General features: G+C 38.6%; 14 protein-coding genes. 2 read left to right on the top strand and 12 right to left on the bottom strand.

Going from position 1 to position 21955, the window contains the following annotated elements; genetic code table 11:
- Positions 1 to 72: 72 nt before the first annotated feature.
- A complete protein-coding gene (locus AC3RVG_RS06960) occupies positions 73 to 7626 on the top strand; it encodes a M36 family metallopeptidase (protein ID WP_489690727.1) in 7554 nt (2517 codons plus the stop codon).
- 93 nt (positions 7627 to 7719) lie between these two features.
- On the opposite strand, the gene AC3RVG_RS06965 is transcribed toward AC3RVG_RS06960, so the two are convergent.
- The 12 genes from AC3RVG_RS06965 to guaA all read right to left on the bottom strand — a co-directional run bounded on the left by AC3RVG_RS06965 (position 7720) and on the right by guaA (position 21543).
- The gene (locus AC3RVG_RS06965) at positions 7720 to 8661 is read right to left on the bottom strand and encodes an NAD(P)H-dependent flavin oxidoreductase (RefSeq protein ID WP_489690728.1); all 942 of its coding nucleotides are present in this window, start codon (positions 8659 to 8661) and stop codon (positions 7720 to 7722) included.
- A complete protein-coding gene (locus AC3RVG_RS06970) occupies positions 8661 to 10298 on the bottom strand; it encodes a S8 family peptidase (protein WP_489690729.1) in 1638 nt (545 codons plus the stop codon). Before AC3RVG_RS06970 ends, AC3RVG_RS06965 begins: the two co-directional genes overlap by 1 nt.
- A 9-nt stretch (positions 10299 to 10307) precedes the next feature.
- The gene (gene mnmA, locus AC3RVG_RS06975) at positions 10308 to 11498 is read right to left on the bottom strand and encodes a tRNA 2-thiouridine(34) synthase MnmA (protein WP_489690730.1); all 1191 of its coding nucleotides are present in this window, start codon (positions 11496 to 11498) and stop codon (positions 10308 to 10310) included.
- Between the two features lie 119 nt (positions 11499 to 11617).
- A complete protein-coding gene (locus AC3RVG_RS06980) occupies positions 11618 to 12307 on the bottom strand; it encodes a toxin-antitoxin system YwqK family antitoxin (protein ID WP_489690731.1) in 690 nt (229 codons plus the stop codon).
- Between the two features lie 95 nt (positions 12308 to 12402).
- A complete protein-coding gene (gene yidC, locus AC3RVG_RS06985; protein WP_489690732.1) occupies positions 12403 to 14289 on the bottom strand; it encodes a membrane protein insertase YidC in 1887 nt (628 codons plus the stop codon).
- 99 nt (positions 14290 to 14388) lie between these two features.
- Positions 14389 to 16008, bottom strand: coding sequence for a CTP synthase (gene pyrG / locus AC3RVG_RS06990; RefSeq protein ID WP_489690733.1), 1620 nt, complete (start codon positions 16006 to 16008; stop codon positions 14389 to 14391).
- A 112-nt stretch (positions 16009 to 16120) separates the two neighbouring features.
- Positions 16121 to 16771: a spermidine synthase gene (locus AC3RVG_RS06995; protein ID WP_489690734.1), complete on the bottom strand. Its 651-nt coding sequence runs from the start codon at positions 16769 to 16771 to the stop codon at positions 16121 to 16123.
- Between the two features lie 46 nt (positions 16772 to 16817).
- Positions 16818 to 17051: a DUF3820 family protein gene (locus AC3RVG_RS07000; protein ID WP_489690735.1), complete on the bottom strand. Its 234-nt coding sequence runs from the start codon at positions 17049 to 17051 to the stop codon at positions 16818 to 16820.
- Positions 17035 to 17565, bottom strand: coding sequence for a DUF922 domain-containing protein (locus AC3RVG_RS07005; protein WP_489690736.1), 531 nt, complete (start codon positions 17563 to 17565; stop codon positions 17035 to 17037). Before AC3RVG_RS07005 ends, AC3RVG_RS07000 begins: the two co-directional genes overlap by 17 nt.
- Before the next feature lie 97 nt (positions 17566 to 17662).
- Entirely contained in the window at positions 17663 to 18067 is a 405-nt protein-coding gene (locus AC3RVG_RS07010; RefSeq protein ID WP_489690737.1) for an OsmC family protein, read from the bottom strand.
- The gene (locus AC3RVG_RS07015; protein WP_489690738.1) at positions 18064 to 19998 is read right to left on the bottom strand and encodes an amino acid ABC transporter substrate-binding protein; all 1935 of its coding nucleotides are present in this window, start codon (positions 19996 to 19998) and stop codon (positions 18064 to 18066) included. Before AC3RVG_RS07015 ends, AC3RVG_RS07010 begins: the two co-directional genes overlap by 4 nt.
- A 15-nt stretch (positions 19999 to 20013) precedes the next feature.
- Positions 20014 to 21543, bottom strand: coding sequence for a glutamine-hydrolyzing GMP synthase (gene guaA / locus AC3RVG_RS07020; RefSeq protein ID WP_489690739.1), 1530 nt, complete (start codon positions 21541 to 21543; stop codon positions 20014 to 20016).
- Positions 21544 to 21740: 197 nt separating this feature from the next.
- On the opposite strand from guaA, the gene AC3RVG_RS07025 reads away from it, so the two are divergent.
- Complete coding sequence (locus AC3RVG_RS07025; RefSeq protein ID WP_489690740.1) at positions 21741 to 21953, top strand: DUF2683 family protein; 213 nt, start codon at positions 21741 to 21743, stop codon at positions 21951 to 21953.
- Positions 21954 to 21955 lie beyond the last annotated feature (2 nt).

Here is a 21955-nt window from a genome sequence, read left to right on the forward strand (position 1 = left end):
TTGTGATTTTAACCCGTTGATTCCCAATATTTTATTTTAAATTTATGGAACTAACTAAACCATATTTTTATTATGAAAAAATCGACACTACTCCTAATGGTGTTGTGTATGCTGACTATTCAGCTATCTGCACAGCACAAAAACCCTGAAAAAGAAAAGGAAGCAGCGCAAATGGCCGCAAAACCATCAACCATTTCGCTAAACCAACTAATACAGCAAAAAAGTAATCAGTATGTAATTACTAATGAGCACATAAGCCGAACGAGCGGCATTCACCACATTTATTTAAGACAAGCTATTAACGGTTTGGAAGTGTATGGCACAGAATCTAGTGTTCATCTAGATAAAACTGGTAAAGTTTTAACGGAGCACAATAAATTTCTAACAGATGTAAGTGCAACACTTAAAAGTAATTCACAAGCAATTTCGGCAAGCCAGGCAATCTCTTCTGTGGCTGGACAGATGGGTTACAAAGTTTCCAATCTTCAAGAATTAAAAAGTATAGGCGGCAAAAATAAAGCCGCCATTTATAATAAAGCAGGAATATCTTTAGTGGATGTTCCCGTAAAATTAATGTACTATTATAGAGAAGGAATAGGCACACAACTTGTTTGGGAACTTTCCATAGCCGAAAAAACTTCAACGGATTGGTGGAATTTTCGTGTGGATGCTTCAACAGGAAAAATAATAGACAAAGAAAATTGGACGGTTTCTTGTAATATTATGGATGAACATAATGAACATTTCCATGGCGAAAATTCCGTAGAGTTTATTTCACCTATAGGACCAATAAATGAAGCTGAAACTTATAAGAATAACGATAATAATTCTAGTAGTATTATTACAGATTATAGTTCTGCGCTGGTAGGTGGCTATAGAGTTTATGCCATGCCCATAGAATCTCCAAATCATGGAGCGCGTACTTTAGAAAATAATCCGGATAATGCTACTGCATCACCTTTTGGATGGCATGATACCAATGGAGCTGTAGGTGCTGAATTTACGGTAACAACCGGTAATAATGTAGATGCACATAAGCTTGCAGACCGTCCCGATGGTACTGCTGCATTAATCTTCGATTTTCCTATTGACCTAAACCAGAATCCTGCTTTAAACACAGCACCATATATTACCAATCTGTTTTATTGGAATAATATTATTCACGATGTCTTGTACTTTTATGGATTTGACGAAGCTAGCGGTAACTTTCAAGAAAACAACTACGGAAATGGTGGGCTAGGTTCAGATAGCGTTAATGCTAACGCGCAGGCAGCGGGAAATTGTAATGCGACTTTTGGTACTCCTGCCGATGGTTCAAATCCAACAATGAATATGTTTTTATGTAACAACGCTACCCCTTCACACGACGGTAATCTTGATGCTGGAGTTGTTGTTCATGAATATGGCCATGGTGTTTCTAATAGGCTAACTGGAGGTGCTCTTAATGTTGGTTGTTTAGGTAACCAAGAACAGATGGGCGAAGGTTGGAGCGACTTTTATGGTCTATTAGTAACCATTGAAGCCGGAGACACAGGAACTGATGCTAGAGGGGTAGGTACTTATCTTTTAGGCCAACCTACTAATGGTCCTGGGGTTCGAACTCAGAGATACAGTACTGACTTTGCCGTTAACAACCATACATATGATGATATTATTACTATGGTAGCTCCACACGGTGTTGGAGAAGTTTGGGCTACTATGCTTTGGGATATGACCTGGGGAATTATTGCAACAGACGGATTTGATCCAGATTTTTATAATGGTACAGGTGGAAATAATGTTGCCTTGGCAATTGTAACTGAAGGATTAAAAATACAGCCGTGTAGCCCAGGATTTGTTGATGGTCGCGATGCAATTATTGCGGCAGATCAAGCGCTTTATGGAGGTGCTCACTTATGTACAATTTGGCAAGCATTTGCAGATAGAGGATTAGGATTTAGTGCTAATCAAGGATCATCATCAAGTAAAACAGATGGTACAGAAGCTTTTGATTTACCACCAGGTTTTTCAGGTTTTGATACTATTGACGAAGTTTGCCTTTCTGACGGAATTCAAACCGGTCTTTCTGGTGGAACGCCAGCGGGCGGTGTTTACGGCGGTCCGGGGGTGACCGATAATGGCGGTACATTTACTTTTGATCCAAGTGTTGGCGGTCCAGGTTTGGTGACTGTTACTTATACTGTTAATGATCTTTGTAGTGGTGCATCAACTGTGCTTACTGATGATATTAATGTAACCAATGACCCACCTGTAATTATTTGTAAAGGTTCAGGTGCGATACCAATGACGGGATCAAAATCTGAAAGTCCTGGAGTGGCAATACCAGATAATAATGCGGCTGGAATAACTTCCCTCATGAATGTTACCGAAAATGTTACGATTTCAGATTTAGATATTATTTTAAATTTAACACACACCTTTGTCGGTGATCTTATAATTAAAATAAAATCTCCTGCAGGGCCAACCGTAACAATTGTTGATAGAATTGGTGCACCTCCAGGCACATTTGGGTGTGGTGGTAATGATATAGATGCGATACTTGATGACGAAGCAGCCAATCCAATTGAAAATGAGTGCGCTGGAACTGTACCAACAATCAGCGGATTGTTTACTCCAAACAATCCACTATCAGTTTTTGATGGACAAAGTACATTGGGCGTATGGGAATTAACAGTCTCTGATAATGCCGGTGCAGACACGGGGAACTTAGTTAGTTGGGGTATAGATTACGATTATGAAATTGTTGCTCCAGTTTTTGATGTTACACTTGATCCCTCCGGAAATGCAACTGTAAATGCAGCCGACTTATTGCATAGCGTTACTGTTGATTGCGGTGGTTATACAGTTTTGGCTGGAAGCCCTTTAGCTCCAACAGTCAGTTTTACTTGTGCAGATATAGGTATGAACACGATTCCAGTTGAAGTTACAAACGACAATGGAGCAACTTCAACCTGTTCTGCTATTGTTAATGTAATTAGTGGCGGAGTCGGTGGCCCATTTGTTTGTCCAGGAAACATTATCCAAGACAATGATCCGGGAATTTGTGGTGCTGTAGTTACTTACACGGTCGATACTCCTTCCGGTTGCAGTAGCTCTCCATTGGCAAATGGTATTGCCACGTTACAATTAATTTCTTCAGCAGGTGGTACCGGAAATAGATCTGGAGTTAGTTATAATCCTATAGCAGATAGATATTATAGCGCAAATGCTGGATCTGCTGCGTATCCTTTAGATTGTTTTGATGGTACGACTGGTGCTTTTATTAGCGATGTTGCGAGTGGGATTTCTTATAGAGGTGTGTGGTGGAATGCATCCTTAAGTCAATCAGAAGCAAACGGAGGTTTTACAGCTGGTGTGTTTAGCACTGACCTAGCAGGAGACTGTCCAGATGGTAATTTAACACCTATTTTTCCCGCTAATCAACCCAATAATCAATCTTGTGGAGACCTAGATTATGGTAATAATGAAATAATTTATTACGATGCCGGGTCAATTACACAAGTTGACAGAGCTACAGGGATTACAAGTGGAACATTAGTACTTACAGGAATACCTGTTGGTTCTGTGTATGCCTTATATTCTGTAGGTTATACTGGTATAGTGGGTAGTGAATATGCAATTTATGACAAAACCACCCAATCTGTTCATTTATATGATAGAGCAACAGGTGCATACGGCGCTGCGACTTCAATCGGTTTAACCACGACCGATTTCGGTTTTGCTTATGAAAACAGTCAAGCGTGGATATATGCAAATGACCGATGGAATGGCTACACCATTTTTGGTGCAAGCGGTGCAATTACTCAAACAGCAGGATTGCCAAGCGGAAGTACTTTCCCAGTTGGTACAACTACCAACACTTTTGAATTTGACGATGGGATAAATCCAGTGCAAAGCTGTTCCTTCGATGTTACAATTAATGACATTGAAAATCCGGTAATCACTTGTCCTGGAAATATTATAGTTGATAATGACGCAAATGTATGTAGTGCAGTGGTAACCTACCCAATGCCAACTGTAACAGATAATTGTCCAATAGGTACAGAGATTTTATACGGCACAACTGCAGTAGGTAGCTCAGCACCTTCAACGCTTCATATTATCGATCCATTAACTGGTTCAGCAACTGCTATAGGACCAATTGGTTTTAATAACGTTGGTGGTCTAGAATATGATATTGCATCAGGACAATTATTTGGAATAGGAAAAAGAATTTCAGATAATATGCAAGTTCTATTAACAATTGATCCATCTTCAGGAATTGGAACCGAAGTTGGGGTTCTTACCCCTCAAACAGGCACTGGAGGTTCTCCAGTTTTTGATATGTCTTCGCGACCTTCCGATAATAAAATGTTTATTGATGGAATTCTGGGAGGTGGATGTGTTGATTTAGGCGATATTGATCTTGGAACCGCTGCTATTAATTTAATAGGTTCTACGGGTAGCTGCAATCCTGGTAATGGAATGGCTTTTTCTGCCAACAGCACGCTATATCGTTGTGATGCAAATGGTGGCGGTACTTTGTATAGCGTTAATCAAGTCACTGGTTTAGATACTGCTATTGCAGCGGTTACTTTCAATGGATTTCCACCACTTGCTAATCCAAAATTAAGCACTATGGATTCGAGTATAGCCGACGTTATGTATGTTGGCGTGAATGATGGTTTTGGTGGTAGTGGGCCAAATTATTTAGCAACTTTAGATCTTACTTCGGGTGTAGTTACCTTTGTTGGTGTTACAGCAACAGCTTTAGATGGTATAGCCTTTGCGCGGGACGCTAATGGTGGTCTAACGCAAACCGCAGGTCTTCCTTCTGGAAGTGCGTTTCCAGTAGGTACAACTACAAACACTTTTGAGTATAATGATGGTATCAATCCAATTGTAACTTGTTCATTCGACGTTACTGTGAATGATACTGAAGATCCAGTAATTACCTGCCCAGCAAATATGATAGTAAATAACGATGCTGGTATGTGTGGCGCAGTTGTTACTTACCCTATGCCTACAGCGACAGATAATTGTGTTGGATCAGGCTCATTAACATCACTCTTTGCCTCAAACAATAGTGGTAATTTTGGAGGTGCTGTTTATTTTAATGTTACAATCGCGGGTACTAATTTAAATATTAATTCGCTTGAAGTGAACACTGCTGCCGGAGCTGGTGGCGCATTTAGTATTGATGTTTATACCACGCCAGGAACGCATGTAGGCAATGAAACAAACGCTGGATTATGGACGTTAGTGGGCTCAGGTACTGGAACTGCTGCAGGTATAGATAATCCGTCATTAGCGGTTCTAACTACTCCATTTACTTTAAACGCAGCAACGAGTTATGGAATTGCTATAGTAATGGATGCAACACACGGGCACAATTATACCAATGGAACGGGAGCTAATCAAAACTATTCTAATGCCGATTTATCGATGTCAATGGGATCAGCTTCTAATACCCCATTTGGAAGTGTTTTCACTCCAAGAGTATTTAATGGAACCTTGATTTACGATTTGCCAAGTAGTACTATCTCACAAACCGTAGGATTACCAAGTGGAAGTACTTTCCCTGTTGGAACTACAACCAATACATTTACAGCTACAGACGCGTCAGGAAATACAGACACTTGTAGTTTTGATGTAATCGTACTCGATGTAGAAGCTCCAATAGCTTTATGCCAAACCATTACTGTTCAATTAGATGCAACAGGAAACGTTTCCATAGTAGGAGCCGATGTTGACGGTGGTAGCACAGATAATTGCGGAATTGCTACTTTGAGTGTTTCGCCTAGTAGCTTTACTTGTGCAGATGTAGGAGCTAACACTGTTATGTTGACAGTTACAGATGCAATAGGAAATATAAGTACTTGTAATGCTACAGTAAATGTAGAAGACAATGTAGCACCAACAACAGTTTGCCAAAACATAACTGTACAATTAGATGCTACAGGAAATGTTTCCATAGTGGCAGCAGATGTTGATGGAGGTAGTACAGATGCCTGCGGAATTGCAAGCACTTCTATAGATGTAACAGATTTCACTTGTGCAGATATTGGTCCTAACAACGTAACCTTATCGGTAACGGATGTAAATGGAAATACAAGTACTTGTGTGGCTGTAGTTACTGTAGAAGACAGTATACCACCAACCATTGTATGTCCTGCAGATATAACAGCTAATTCTGATGCTGGTTTCTGTAGTGCGGTTGTAAATTTCGCAATGCCATTAGTCTTTGACAATTGCAGCGCAACGGCTTCTCAAACTGGAGGCCTTCCAAGCGGAAGTAGTTTCCCTGTAGGAGTAAACACTGTAGAATACACGGCCACGGATGCCGGTGGAAATACAACAGTATGTAGCTTTACAATTACGGTAACGGATAACGAGCCACCAACAATGGTCTGCCAGAATATAACGATACAATTAGACGCTTCTGGAAATGCAACAATTGTTGCCGCAGATGTTGATGGTGGCAGCTCTGATGCTTGCGGAATTGCAACATCATCTGTAAGTCCAAGTAGTTTTGATTGTAGCGATGTGGGTGATAACCCTGTAACGTTAACGGTTACAGATATTCACGGTAATTCTAATACATGTACAGCAATTGTAACAGTAGAGGATATTACAGCGCCAGTTGCAAACTGCCAAAACATCACAGTACAATTAGATCCAATAACTGGTGTGGTAACCATTGTAGGAGCTGATGTCGATGGCGGAAGTACGGATGCTTGTGGAATAGCTACTTACGCTTTGGATATTGATACCTTTGATTGTTCAGACGTAGGCGATAACACGGTTGTTCTTACTGTCACCGATGTAAATGGAAACAGCAGTACTTGTACCGCTATAGTAACTGTTGAAGATAACACAAGCCCGGTCTTGGTTTGTCAAGACTTTACTTTGGAGCTTGGTGCTAATGGAACCGCTATTTTAGATCCAATGGATGTAATAGCTAGCAATACAGATATATGTGGCATTTTTGCTGTAGCTGTAGATATTACAATGTTTAGTTGTAGTGATATTGGAACCCCAGTAACAGTTCAAGTGTTTACAATTGATGTTAATGGCAATCTAGCAACTTGTACCGCTGAGGTAACAGTTGTAGATCTTTTAGCGCCTGTTCTCACGTGTCCACTAGACCAAACTGTTGATCCGGGACCTGGGAATGTATTTTACATTCTCCCAGATTACTTTGCAAATGGTGAAGCAACTGCAATAGACAATTGCACAGATCCTGTAACAATAATTTCACAAGATCCTGTAGCTGGCACACCATTATCTGATGGAACTTATACCATTACCTTTACTGCGGAAGATGAATACGGTAACGTATCAACTTGCGACTTTGAACTTATCGTTGAAAGTGTATTGGGTGTAGGCGATAACAATGCAAACATTGGCAGTATACAAATGTATCCAAACCCTGCCAAGCATAGTGTTACCATAGGTAATCCACAAAGTCTTTCACTAGAAAAACTCGAGATCTTTGATATTAGAGGAAGAATGGTGAAAAGCATAGATCTTAGAAGCATGGGCACTGAAAAGGCTATCGATATTTCTGAAATGGCCGCAGCAACCTATATAGTAATTATACAAGGTGAAAACGGTAGAATAACCAAAAGACTTATTAAGGAATAAGTACAGATTATTAATTTAAAAGAAAACCCTTCCGATTAGTTTCGGAAGGGTTTTTTAATGTTCTGTAAATTATATTCTGCTAATTAGAAATTTCTAAAGTTTAGTAACTTCCTTTTTAGCTAATTCAAATTCTTGAAGCATGTCTTTTAAAATCTGTGCCGCTGGTTTTATGTCGTGAATAAGTCCGGCAATTTGACCAATTTCTAATTCGCCATCTTCTAAATCTCCTTCAAACATACCGCGTTTTGCACGCGCACGACCTAAATGATTTACAAGATCTTCTTTTGTAGGATTGGTAGTATAAAGCTGAATTACGCTTTCGAAGAATTTATTCTTAAGCATTCTTACGGGTGCCAATTCTTTTAAAGTAAGCTGAGTGTCGCCTTCTTTAGCGTCAACAACCATTTGTTTAAAAGCGTGGTGCGAAGATGCTTCTTCCGAAGCAACAAAACGGCTTCCTACTTGTACCCCGTCTGCGCCCAAAATCATAGCAGCCAACATTCCGCGACCAGTGGCAATTCCACCTGCGGCTATCAATGGAACTTTTAAATGTTCCTTCACCATCGGGATTAATGTGAAAGTTGTGGTTTCCTCGCGACCGTTATGTCCGCCCGCTTCAAAACCCTCGGCAACAATTGCGTCTACTCCGGCATCTTGTGCTTTCAGTGCAAATTTCACACTACTCACCACGTGAACAACTGTTATTCCGTTCTCCTTTAATTTTGAAGTATATGTCTTCGGATTTCCAGCTGAGGTGAAAACTATTTTTACGCCTTCTTCAATAATGATATTTATAATTTTATCAATATCTGGATAAAGCATGGGTACGTTTACCCCAAAAGGTTTATCGGTAGCTTTTTTGTATTTCACGATATGCTCGCGAAGCACTTCAGGATACATAGAGCCTGCGCCCAAAAGTCCTAAGCCTCCTGCATTAGAAACAGCGGAGGCGAGACGCCAACCGCTATTCCAAATCATTCCAGCCTGAACAATGGGATGTTCTATATTAAAAAGTTCGGTAATCCGGTTTTGCACTACTTTTTAATGATTTTATAGCTTGTTGTTTTGTTATTTGAAGTGATAGAAGCAATGTACATTCCTGAATTTAATCCAGAAACATCAACGCTGTTATTCATAGAAGTAATTCTAGTTTGAAGAATTCTTTCACCTAAAACATTGAAAAGCGTAAACTCTGCGTTTTCTGAGTTTTTTGGGAAAGAAATATTTATTTGAGTGCTTACAGGGTTTGGATAAAGTGCGAAATAATTATCCTGCATTTGATCTTCAACACTTAATAAAAGTAGGGAGTTAAGAGCCTCTTCAAAGTTTGGAATACCGTAACCTAATTTATCCGTTGGGTTAGTGTATCTGCTTGCAGACTCGCGAATTGCCTGTGCAATTACTTCATTTTTCATATGTGGAAAAGCGCTCCATAAGGAAGCTACTGCACCCGCCATAATTGGAGAACTAAATGATGTTCCGCTTGAAGTTGTAACATTTCCGAATTGATCTACCACAGCGGCACTCGAACCTTGAGCAACAACATCTGGTTTGATACGCCCGTCAACCGTTGGACCATACGAACTAAAATCTGAAGGGCTGCCAGAACTGGTTACTGCACCAATGGTAAAACTACCTGGCGCATCGCCTGGAGTAGCAACATATCCAAAATTACCTGGTCGGCCATCATTTCCGGCAGAGGTAACGTTAATCATCCCTTTATCAAATCCTGCATTTGCGCCTCTCGCGGCAATAGTTGTTTGCCCGTCGAGATCTTGATAGGTATGATCGAATGATGAGTTGTCAAAATCTTGATACCCTAAAGAGGTATTTGTAACATATACGCCCAAACTATCTGCGCGCTCTAATGCTTCAACCCAATAGGCTTCCTCAGCAGGAGATTCATCACTATCTTCTGTAATGTATAAATAGTAAGATGCGCCTGGAGCAGTACCCACAAATTGTCCATCTAGAAAGCCTGCTGCATCGCTAAAAGTACTAGCACCGTGACTTCCATTACCATTAGAATTTTCAACTCTGGCAGCAAAATCATAATAACCTAACAATCTGCCTTCATTTCTTAATGTAGCATATGCAGGGTTTGTAAGTACACCAGGATAACCGTTATCCATAAAGGCAACAAGAATGTCTTCTCCAATAAAATCATTTTCATGAAGATAGTCAACAGTAATCATTTCTGTTTGATTGGTAGCATCTCCGTAATTATAAATTACTCTAGATTGCGATTCGTTTTCAACTTCAAACTTATCATTTGTAAATTGTCTTCCGTTGGTAGGTCTATTTAAACTTTTGTCTGCAAATTCAATATCTGCAACAAATGGAAAGTTTAATAAATTATTTATATTATTCTCAGTTCCGCGAACGTAAACAGCGTTTAGCCATTTCGATTTTGCAAGAACAGTAATTCCGGTAGATGCATTAATATCAGATTTCTGAGCTTCGTTAAGTGGAACGTCTCTATCGTCAATGGGGGTGCCTTGTGCAGTTTTTCTATTAATCGCTGCCTGGCTTAAAATGGTAGTTGGATTGGAAAGAGCCGCCGCAACAACGGTTGGATCTTTCGACTCCAAAAATACAAGCGCGTCTTCTATTTGCGCAAAAGCAAAAGTGGTACTTAAAACAAAAATTAAAAGGGATAATTTTTTCATCATATTTATTTATTAGGAAATTACGCCACTGCCCAATAATTCTGAGCCTTCGTACCATGCAACAAATTGTCCTTCGGTGATAGCAGATTGTGGATTTTCAAATATAACATAAAGTCCGGAAACTGTACGGTGCAAGGTTGCTTTTTCCAAAGGTTGTCTGTAGCGAATTCGCGCCATAACTTCCACTTTTTCGTCTTCTGCGAGTTTTAGGTCTTCGCGAACCCAATGTATCTCTTCATTTTTAACGAACAGCCCGCGCCTGTAAAGCCCTGGATGGTCTTTGCCCTGCCCCGTGTAGATTACATTTTCATCTACATCCGTATCAATTACAAAAAGCGGTTCTTTGGTTCCTCCCACGGCTAAGCCTTTACGTTGCCCTTTGGTAAAATAGTGCGCTCCGTGATGAATACCCACTTTTTTGCCGTCGGTCATTGAATAGGTGCGTTTTGCAGAAAGATATTCCAGTTTCTCTTCTTCGGAAGAAAAAGTTGGAACTTTCATTTTATATTCTGAAAAACTTGCTGGCACTTCTACAATTGCACCATCTTTAGGCGCTAGTTTTTGTTGAAGAAATTCAGGCAATCTCACTTTTCCGATGAAACATAAACCTTGCGAATCGCGTTTTTCTGCGGTAATTAAATTTTGCGCTGCAGCTATTTTACGAACCTCAGGTTTTAATAATTCTCCAATAGGGAAGAGGGTTTTTGAAAGCTGCTCCTGCGAAAGTTGACACAGAAAGTAGGATTGATCTTTATTTGGGTCTTTGCCTGCAAGTAATTGGAAAGTTTCTGTTCCATCTTTCTCAATAACACCTTTTCTACAGTAATGTCCAGTTGCAACAAAATCGGCACCCAAACTGAGAGCGATTTTCATAAAAACATCAAACTTTATTTCGCGATTGCAAAGCACATCTGGGTTTGGTGTGCGTCCCATTTTATATTCGCGAAACATATAATCTACAATTCGCTCTTTGTATTGTTCGCTTAAATCTACAGTTTGAAAAGGAATACCAAGTTTTTCGGCTACGAGCATTGCGTCGTTACTGTCTTCCAACCACGGACATTCATCAGAAATGGTTACCGTATCGTCGTGCCAATTTTTCATAAAAAGACCAATAACATCATAGCCTTGTTCTTTTAAAAGATAGGCTGCAACGCTGGAATCTACGCCTCCGCTAAGTCCGACAACAACTCGTTTTTTCATAATAATTAAAATGTATAAGCCTTCGGCCAAAATGGCTTTGGGTAATGAGGGTGTAAAGATAAAATACTTTTAGGATATGGTGGTCGAAAGCTTTTAGATAGCCTTACTTGAAAGGATAATTATTTATCCGTGGGCTTCGGATACGTTTCTTCCAAAACTACTTTTCCGTCTTTGTAATATTTCCAAAGTCCGTGCTTCTTATTATTTTTATAAAATCCTTCAATAACAACATTGCCATAAGCATCGTAATAAGTTGCGGGACCTTGTAATAGATTGTTGATGTACAGCAATTTATTCAACAATACGCCATCGGGAGAGTAGTTATTGCTTTCCCCTTCTTTAATGCCGTTTTTATAATTAATTTCTTCGGTGATTTTTCCGTTAGGGTAGTAGGTAACAACCTTGCCGTCCAATTTACCATTGGTATACTGCTCGCGAGTCATTACGTTTTTAGACTTTTCGTGATAATAAACCCATTCGCCAATGCGGTCTTTATCATTCATTTTTCCTTCGCTTACGAGTTTTCCTTTAATGGTGAAATATTTCACATCGGCAAGATTGTCTTTGCCAGTAAAATTTTTAGTAACCATTGGTTGGCTTTTGCATTCCTCGCAGTAAAACTTGAATTCACCAACTTCTTTACCGTGGTCAAAAGTGCCCTCGTAACGAAGCTGAGTAGTTCCGTCAAACGTTTTCTTCCAAAGTCCATGGCGTTGGCCTTGTGCGTCCATTTGGTTTATATCACTTTGTGAAAAAACACTAATAGTGCAGAAAATTCCAATAAAGAAGATGAAAGCTATTTTTTTCATTTCAGAAATATTCATTTACTTAAAAGTAAACGGTGTAATTCGTAATCTATTTTAAACGCTGGAAGGCTTTAACTCTTCCAGCGTTTATAGCTGTTTTATTTTTTTCCGCCTTTTTTCTGTTCCTCAGCTTGCTCCATCATTTCAGACATTTTGCGTTGAAACTTGTTTTGTTTCTTTGGAGTAGCTTTTTTCACCTGTATTTTGGCGTGAACTTTATCTTCGTCAATTATGAAGTTTTTAATTACAAGCATAATTCCGATGGTAATTAAGTTTGAAACAAAATAGTAAAGTGATAAACCACTCGCGTAGTTGTTGAAGAATACCAACATAAATAATGGCGAAAGGTACATAAGGAATTTCATGTTCGGCATTCCTGGTTGCTGCGTTTGCTGCATGCTTTGGCCCATAGTCATCATCATATAAACGAAGATGGCGATAGATGCCAAAATTGGGAACAAACTTACGTGGTCTCCATAAAACGGTATGTGGAAAGGTAATTCCGCAATAGTATCATAACTGGAAAGATCGTCTGCCCATAGGAAGCTTTTCTGTCTTAAATCGAACGCAGATGGGAAGAATGTAAAGAGCGCATAAAACACCGGAATCTGAAGGATAGCGGGCAAACAACCCTTCAGCGGACTGGCGCCTGCAGAGTTCTGAACCTTCATTGTTTCTTGCTGTATTTTTAAGCTATTACCCTTAAACTTTTCTTTAATCTCGTCAAGTTCAGGTTTTAAAACCTTCATTTTTGCTTGCGCCAAATACTGTTTGTATTGAACGGGCGAAAGCATTAGTTTTATTAAAATTGTTAAAACAATAATTGCAATTCCCGCAGGAAGGAAAGCAGTTAAAAATGCAAAAAGCGGGATGATAATGTATTTGTTTATTAAACCGAAAATACCCCAACCAAGTGGCATTGCTTCGTCAAGATTACGACCGTATTCTTTAAAAATCTGATAGTCTGATGGGCCGTAATACATATTCATATCATACGATATAGCACCATTTTTAGGTTCTAAAAGCATTTTTGCACCGTATTGTTTGGTGAAGGTTGTATCTATCTCTTCATCTATTACCAAATCTACAGAGGTAAGCTTAACTTCTTTAAACGGAGTATCTGTAAGTAACATAGAACTGAAGAAATGCTGGCGAAAGTTCATCCACGTAACATCTTTTTCCAATTCATCATCTTCGCCTGAAGGAGAAAGTTTAGAATGTTTTTCGTCTTCGTATTCATACGTTAAACGCGAGTATCGGTTTTCGTACGAAATACTTTTTGCGTGGCGATACCCCTTCAATTTCCAATCTAAATACATTGGCTGCGAAGTATTAATAACCCCATCTAAACCTTGGCTATTGATGCTAAAGTCCATCATAAATTCGCCCGGATGCAATGTGTATCGGTATTCAATAAACCCATTTTCAGAAGTCTTTAACTTCATGGAAAGCACTTGGTCATTACCACTTTGGCTCAACGTAGGTTCAAAATATAAATCTTGAGAGTTTAAAGTTCTGTTTTCAGAAGTAAACTGTAGATTTAATGAAGCGCTTCCATCCTTTATAAGATATACTGGAACAGAATCATATTTGGTGAAATTCTTTAAAAGTGCTTCAGATATGTATCCACCTTTGTTGTTTACTTTTAAGTAAAGTACGTCATTTTCAAAAATGGTAGATTCATCCGTCGCAGAAGGAAGCGTTCCTGAATATGCAAAGGATCCTAATTTATTTCTCAATGCTTCTAAAGCTAGAGAATCACCAGGTTTAACAGCTTCCATTGTATCAGCTGTTGCATCTGCTAATGTAATGTCTCCTGCCTTTTTTTGAGTTTCAGCTTCTTGCTTTGCTGCAGCTTCAGTTTTAGCTTTTTCAGCTTGAAGTTCTTCTTCGGTGGGCTTGTTCATGTACAACATCCAAATTAGGATACCACCAATTAATAAAAAGCCTACAAGTGAGTTTAAGTCGAATTTCTTTTGTTCCATCTTTTGTTTCTTCTTTTGAAATATTTCAAAAGTGTATTATCGTTAATGTTATATGGCAAGACAATAATCCCGCCTATTTTAGTATTGCGTCAAATTGTCCTATTTGTTCTTCAAAGAGTGATCGTGCACTGCTTTTACAAAAGCTACAAATAGCGGATGCGGATTGGCAACCGTACTTTTATATTCAGGGTGATATTGCACACCAACAAACCAAGGGTGCGTGGGTATTTCTATAATTTCTACAAGCCCCGTACCTGGATTTACACCTGTAGCCATTAAACCTGCAGCCTCAAATTGTGCAAGATATTTATCGTTGAATTCGTATCTGTGGCGGTGACGCTCTTCAATAGTGTCAGTTTTGTATACTTTGCTAGCAATACTTCCTTTTTTCAAATCGCATTTCCAAGATCCCAAACGCATGGTACCACCCATGTCTGTAATATTTTTTTGGTCCTCCATAATACTAATTACAGGGTTTTTGGTTTGCGTATCCATTTCGGTGCTGTTAGCATCTTTCAAATTCAGAACGTTTCGAGCAAACTCAATAACTGCCATTTGCATTCCTAAACAGATTCCTAAGAATGGTAAATTGGTTTCTCGTGCATACTTCACTGCTGCAACTTTCCCTTCAATACCACGCTCACCAAATCCGGGAGCCACTAAAATTCCATCGAGCTTTGACAATTTCTTGCCGATGGTTTTAGCATTTATATGTTCAGAATGAATAAATTCTAATTTTACTTTTACTTCATTTTCTGCGCCTGCATGAATGAAAGATTCAAGAATAGATTTATAGCTATCCTGCAATTCCACATATTTTCCAATTAGACCAATATGAACTTCGCCTTTTGGATTTTTGTGTCTTTCAAGAAATTTATTCCACTGTTTTAAATCTGGTTTTTTTGAATTCTTCAAATTTAACTTCTGAAGCGTAACCGTATCCAAACCTTCTTCAAGCATCATGTTTGGAACATCGTAAATTGTCGAAGCATCAATAGATTGAATAACCGCTTCTTGTTTTACATTACAGAAAAGGGCCAGCTTTTTACGTAAATCGTCTGAAAGTTCGTGCTCTGTACGGCAAACCAAAATGTCTGCGCGTATTCCGCTTTCCATCAAAGTTTTTACCGAGTGTTGGGTGGGTTTTGTTTTTAGTTCACCAGCGGCAGAAAGGTAGGGTACAAGGGTTAAGTGAATAACCAATGCGTTGTCGTCGCCCATTTCCCACTTCATTTGGCGTACTGCTTCAATGTATGGTAATGATTCAATATCGCCTACAGTACCACCTATTTCGGTGATAATTATATCGTACTCGCCCGTGTTTCCGAGAAGTTGAACACGTTCTTTAATTTCGTTTGTGATGTGGGGAACAACCTGTACCGTTTTTCCTAAAAATTCGCCGCGGCGTTCTTTTTGAATCACACTTTGGTAAATGCGACCAGTTGTTACGTTGTTTGCTTGACTAGTATTTACGTTAAGAAAACGCTCGTAGTGACCTAAATCTAGGTCGGTTTCTGCGCCATCATCGGTTACATAGCATTCGCCGTGTTCGTAAGGATTTAGTGTTCCTGGATCTACATTTATATATGGATCCAATTTTTGAATAGTTACACGATAGCCTCTGGCTTGTAATAACTTAGCGAGCGATGCTGCTATAATTCCTTTTCCTAATGATGATGAAACCCCGCCCGTAACGAAGATGTATTTTGTAGTGTTCATGAGTGCCTTTGCTGAAATGACTATACGGGATGCAAAGGTACATTTTTATTGTGGAAAGGAGGAAACGATACTAGTTAATTGTTAAGAGATAATTGAACGAATGGAAATAAATTTAATAAGCGTGTTTTTGCGCTACAAGCAATGTGTTAGTTCCATTCACTTTTTTAAAAATTTGAAAGGTATAAGCATCCCCAAAATTGGAAGTAATTGTTTCAACCGTAGTCGAATTTTTGTTGAGATGAATACCTACATTAAAAATTAAAAAACCTTCCTTTTGAAGCAAACGCGATACGTTTTCGCAGAATTCTTTTCCGAAGAAAATAGGTGGGACATCGACATCGATAAATAAATCGATTATTATTAATTCAAATTTTTCTTTGGAAGTTTTTACATATTGAAAAGCATCACTTTCTATAATTTGAAGATTTTGTGAAACGGAAATACCAAATTCATCTTTGGCAAGTTCTATTATTGTGGAATCTATTTCAACAGCCACAATGTTTTTTTGGTAATTAAAAGTTTGCCGAAGCGATTTTATAATGCTTCCGCCACCCATTCCTAAAAGCAGCAAATTTTCAACCGACTTTAAATCGACTTTTTCTAAACCAATTTCTAGTATTTTTTGAAGCGATCCGTAGGAGTAGTTGGCGTTTGCAGTATCTAAAACCTTTTTACCATTGAAGTAAGTTATTTCTAACGTACCATTTATTTCAGAAGAAAAATGTTCCGTGGTAGGCCAAATGTAACTAAGGATTTTTTTCATTTATAAAATTATATTCTACCTCACAGCTTATTATAGCTGTCAACTGCTACTTCTTTTTTATGAGTTTTTTGAGCAAACCCTCGAGTCCGTTTAATTTCAGCTCATACATTTCAGCCATCATTCGCCCCAATTTTCCTTCGGGGAAACCCTTTTGTCTGTACCAAACCAAATAATATTCAGGAATATTTACCAAATAGTAACCCTCGTATTTTCCGAAAGGCATTTTGTAGTTTGCTAGTTCCACCAAGTGGTTTGGGTCTGGGCTACTTCCAAGATTCATATTCGGCGAGTTGTTGAGTGATGTATTTTTGCCAGAAAGCTTCTTTTTCTAGATTTCGAGAATGGTCGCTTTCTGCATCAAACTTTGTTTGCATTGCGCGTCTTTTTTGCTCTACTTGGGTATAAATGCTTTCAATTTCAGACTTTATCTTTTTCGTGAATTTCTTTCCCGCTAAATTCTTTCGAAGCATTCGAGCGTGAAGTTCAGATATATCAAAATGTGCTTGTTCGTGTTTTAAAATGTGTGAATTAACCTTTTCTGGGATAAACCAGGAACCTTGCGGATAGAAAAAACATGTAACAGAATATTTAACGTTCACTTCGTTATTCTTCATTGAATAGGAATATTCAAAACTAATTCCCGTATTGGTGGTTGCTACAAAGCTGGCACTAGGCACAGCTTTTCCTTTAAAATCTTCCCAACTAAGTTTTTGATTTTCTTGCCACAGAATTTTCTCAGTACTGGACTGTGGAATAGATAGAAAGAAAAATATGGAGACAAAGAGTAATTTCATAGTAACAGTTAATCAAAAATAGTACCTAAAAATGTATGTCGTTGTCTTATAAAATGTCCTTTTTATGTCTCGTCGACCGAAGTCAAGATTTACTGTTTTACCCCCAATTAAAAACAATCACCCTTTCAACATCAGGGTGAAGGCTATAATGAACAGGACAAGTACGTGCGGTGTTTTCAAGTATTTTTTTCGATTTCTCATCAATTCCTGCGGGAAAGTTTAAAATCACTTCAATTTTTGAAATTCTACGCGGATCTGCTGCCATAAATTTGGTAACCATTGCCGTGGTGCCGTCCATATTCACTTTCATATCACGAGCTTTTATGCCCATCATGGTAATCATACAGTTTGCAAGTCCGGTGGCGACAGTGTCTGTGGGTGAAAAAGCTTCGCCTTTTCCGTTATTGTCTGTGGGTGCATCGGTTATAAACGTATTGCCTGATTTTAGGTGTTCGTTCTCGGTGCGAAGATTTCCCAAATAGGTTACTTTGGCGGTACTCATTCTACAATTTCAAATTTAAGTTCGTTGTTATACTTTAAAATATACGCAGCTTCATTGCAGTAGCCGTGGGTTGCCGATTTCTCGTATCGAAATTTATTCTCAACATAAATCGTTTCGTTTTCAGGATAAATAGCATCGTAAATGTCATTATCTGAAGCCAATCGCAGAAGCACATCGTAGGTTATATCAAAACCTCGAATGGCATACCTATTGGGATGTACGCCGTATTTATTTTTGTAACTTATTAAAAATGGATTGCGATCGTCTTCTGCAATATTTCTATTTACAGATGGGAAGGTGAAGTTTAATTTTGCCAAACGGGTGCTGGATACTTCGTGCCATTCAAAAGCATCGTTTCTGTCTAAAGTGAATAATCGTGCTTTGTAACTGCCAGACATTGCGGCCGCAGCATTTACCGCGCTACTTATTAAAACTGGATTTTGAGATTCTAAAACCACCCAATTTTCTATTCCATCAGTAGCTACTGCACTAATATCGCTGGATTGTACATAACCGCCGCCGCGAGGCGTTACAGTTTTTGCTGAAGGGATAGCACTCAGAATCATCTCCCGTTGCTGAGATCGCTTTGAATCTGAAATTATAATAATATTTTTCCCTGCACTGTGCTCTTTTATATAGCGAATCATTGTTTTTTGAAGAATTGCATCTGTAGGCAACGTCTGAAACAAATTATCGGTCATTGCCATATCTCGATTACTTAAAGGAGAAAAGACCGGAATCTTGTCATCATTTAGCATAGCCGAAGCCTTTTCAACATTCTTTTGAAGTAGCGGACCAATTACCGCATCTACTTTTTTGAATTCGCTTTTTGAAACTATAGATGCAACCTTACTTTCGCTTTTTTCAGTGTCGTAAACATTCATCGTAACTGAAATACCTTTGTCTTTTGCAAACTCAGCAGCCATAAGTGCGCCACTGTAAAAGTCTAAGGCAACGCGAAGAGTAGGGTCTTTTTTTAATAAATTGGTGTCTGTACTTGTTGAATCGCCAACGTTGCTCATTAAACGGAACGGAAGCATTAAAGCAACCGTTTTCATTTTTTTGTTTTCGATTCGCTTTTCAAGGTTAATTTCTGAAATATCATCTTGAGAAACCAAGGTTTTTTCTTTCGGTATTTTAAGAATCATTCCTTCTTTCAAACCTTCTTTTGCATACGGGTTTAAAGCAACGATTTCTTCTTCAGAAAGATTAAATTTCACCTTCAATCTGTAAAAACCTTCTTTAGGCTTTACTTCATAGTATTGAAAGTTTTCTTCGTCAATCTCTGCATTTTCTATAACTGACTTGTCGGGAACTATAATGGTTGTTCCAACTTTTAATCCTTCCTCTAAATCTGGATTTAGATCATCAAGTTCAGCAATACTAATCCCGAATTTTCTAGCAATACCAAACTTCGTTTCTTTCGCCTTAACAGTATATTTCTGTGTGCCAGGCAAAGTATTTTCTGAGTTGGAGCCAGTTATAACCGTGTTTTTTGGAGATGCGGGAATCAATAATCGCTCGCCTTTATCCAAACCACGGGAATACAACTCTTTGTTCAACTTTTTAATATTGTCAACACTAACATTGTATAATTGGGCTATTCCGTAAAGGGTTTCTTTCCTTTTAACTTTATGCTCGCGATAGTTGTTATCATTAGTCCCAGAGCTAATTATAGAACTGGAAGGAATAATCAACAAACTATTAACTTTTAAAGCATTTCTAGAATCGGGATTGAGGTTGTAAATAGTCTCTTCCGAAATATTATATTGCTTTGCGATGCTATAAACCGTCTCGCCTTTTTGAACTGCGTGACTTTTATACTGTTGTTGGGCTGCAGAGCCACAACTAATCATAAATAGTAAGGTTACAGAAACGTATATTAAACACTTCAACATAGGGATAATCAGTTTTTTAAATTTGCAAAACATAGTCTCGAATTTTATTTATTCCCACTCTATAGTCGCGGGCGGTTTAGAGCTTATGTCGTAGACTACTCTATTAACGCCTTTAACGCGGTTTATTATGTGGTTGCTCACTTCCTGCAAAAATTCGTAGGGAAGGTTTACCCAATCTGCAGTCATACCATCGGTAGATTCTACAGCACGAAGCGCAACTACTTTTTCGTAAGTTCTTTCGTCGCCCATTACGCCAACGCTGTTTACTGGCAGAAGAATTGCTCCTGCTTGCCACACTTTGTCGTAAAGATCCCACTTTTTAAGTCCGTTGATAAAAATAGCGTCAACCTCTTGTAATATACGAACTTTTTCTGCGGTAATATCGCCTAGAATTCTAATTGCAAGCCCTGGACCAGGGAAAGGATGCCTTCCTAAAAGTTCTGCATCTATGCCCATTTCCTTTCCAACGCGGCGTACTTCATCTTTAAAAAGCATGCGTAATGGTTCCACGATTTTCAGCTTCATAAAATCTGGCAATCCGCCAACGTTGTGGTGACTTTTTATGGTAACTGAAGGTCCGTTTACCGAAACACTTTCAATAACATCGGGATAAATAGTTCCCTGTGCCAACCAATCTACACCAGTTAAAAGATGCGCTTCATCATCAAAAACTTCAATGAATGCGTTGCCAATAGCTTTACGTTTTCTTTCAGGATCGCTTTCATCTTTCAAAGCATTCAAAAAACGTTCGGAAGCATCTACGCCTTTTACGTTTAGCCCCATATCTTTATATTGGTGAAGCACGCTACCAAATTCGTTTTTTCTGAGTAATCCGTTATTTACGAAAATGCAATACAAGTTTTTACCGATAGCTTTATTCAGAAGAATTGCTGCAACGGTAGAATCTACGCCACCACTTAAGCCAAGCACTACTTTGCCGTCGCCAATTTGCTCTTTTAAATTTGCAACAGTTGTGTCTACAAAAGCTGCTGGAGTCCACGTTTGTGGGACATCGGCAATATTTACTAAGAAATTTTCTAGCAATTGCTTGCCGTGAGTTGTGTGATATACTTCTGGGTGAAACTGAATTGCATACGTTTCTTCGCCATCAATTCTGTAAGCTGCATTCAAAACATCCACGGTACTAGCCAGTCGCACTCCGTTTTCTGGAAGCTGCGCGATAGTGTCACTATGGCTCATCCAGACGTTTGTGTTTTCAGGAATATCTTTAAAGAAAGCCTCGCCAGATTTTATCATCGATAACTTCGCTCTTCCGTATTCGCGTATGTTTGAAGGTTCAACGCTTCCACCGCTAAAATGCGCCAAATATTGTGCGCCGTAGCAAACCGCTAAAAGAGGTTTATGACCGCGAATCTGTGATAAATCTGGGTGTGGCGCATCTTCCGCGCGAACGGAAAACGGACTACCCGAAAGTATTACGGCCTTAAAAGGATCCAAGTTTTCTGGAATGTGATGGTAAGGGTGTATTTCGCAGTAAATATTCAGCTCCCGCACGCGTCTTGCGATTAATTGGGTGTACTGCGAACCAAAGTCTAAAATGAGGACGTTATTTTGCATAGGCAAAAATACTTTAAATATATAAGTTGGTAAATGAGTTGTGCGGAATTTTTTAATGGCTTTTCAACAGTGGTAATTTTTACTGCGAATACTCGAATATTTTTTAAATATGACTGCTGATTAAACCTAACAGGTCCTTTAAAACCTATTTGTTTTGGATTAAATTTGTATATTTATTCATAAAAATAAATGTTATTATGAAGACAATCATCGTCCATGCTGAAAGTGATAAAATGAAAAAAATCACAGAATATTTGAAAGAACTAAAAGTTACTTTTGAAACTGGAGACGAAGATAGTCCATACAACCCTGATTTTGTTGAAAAAATTAAAAAGAGTCAAGAACAGTATAAAGAAAGTAATTATACAACCGTGGTTCAAGAAGATTTAGAGAAATATTTAAAGTCTTAACA

This window comes from Aequorivita sp. IT1282, from assembly GCF_058068205.1.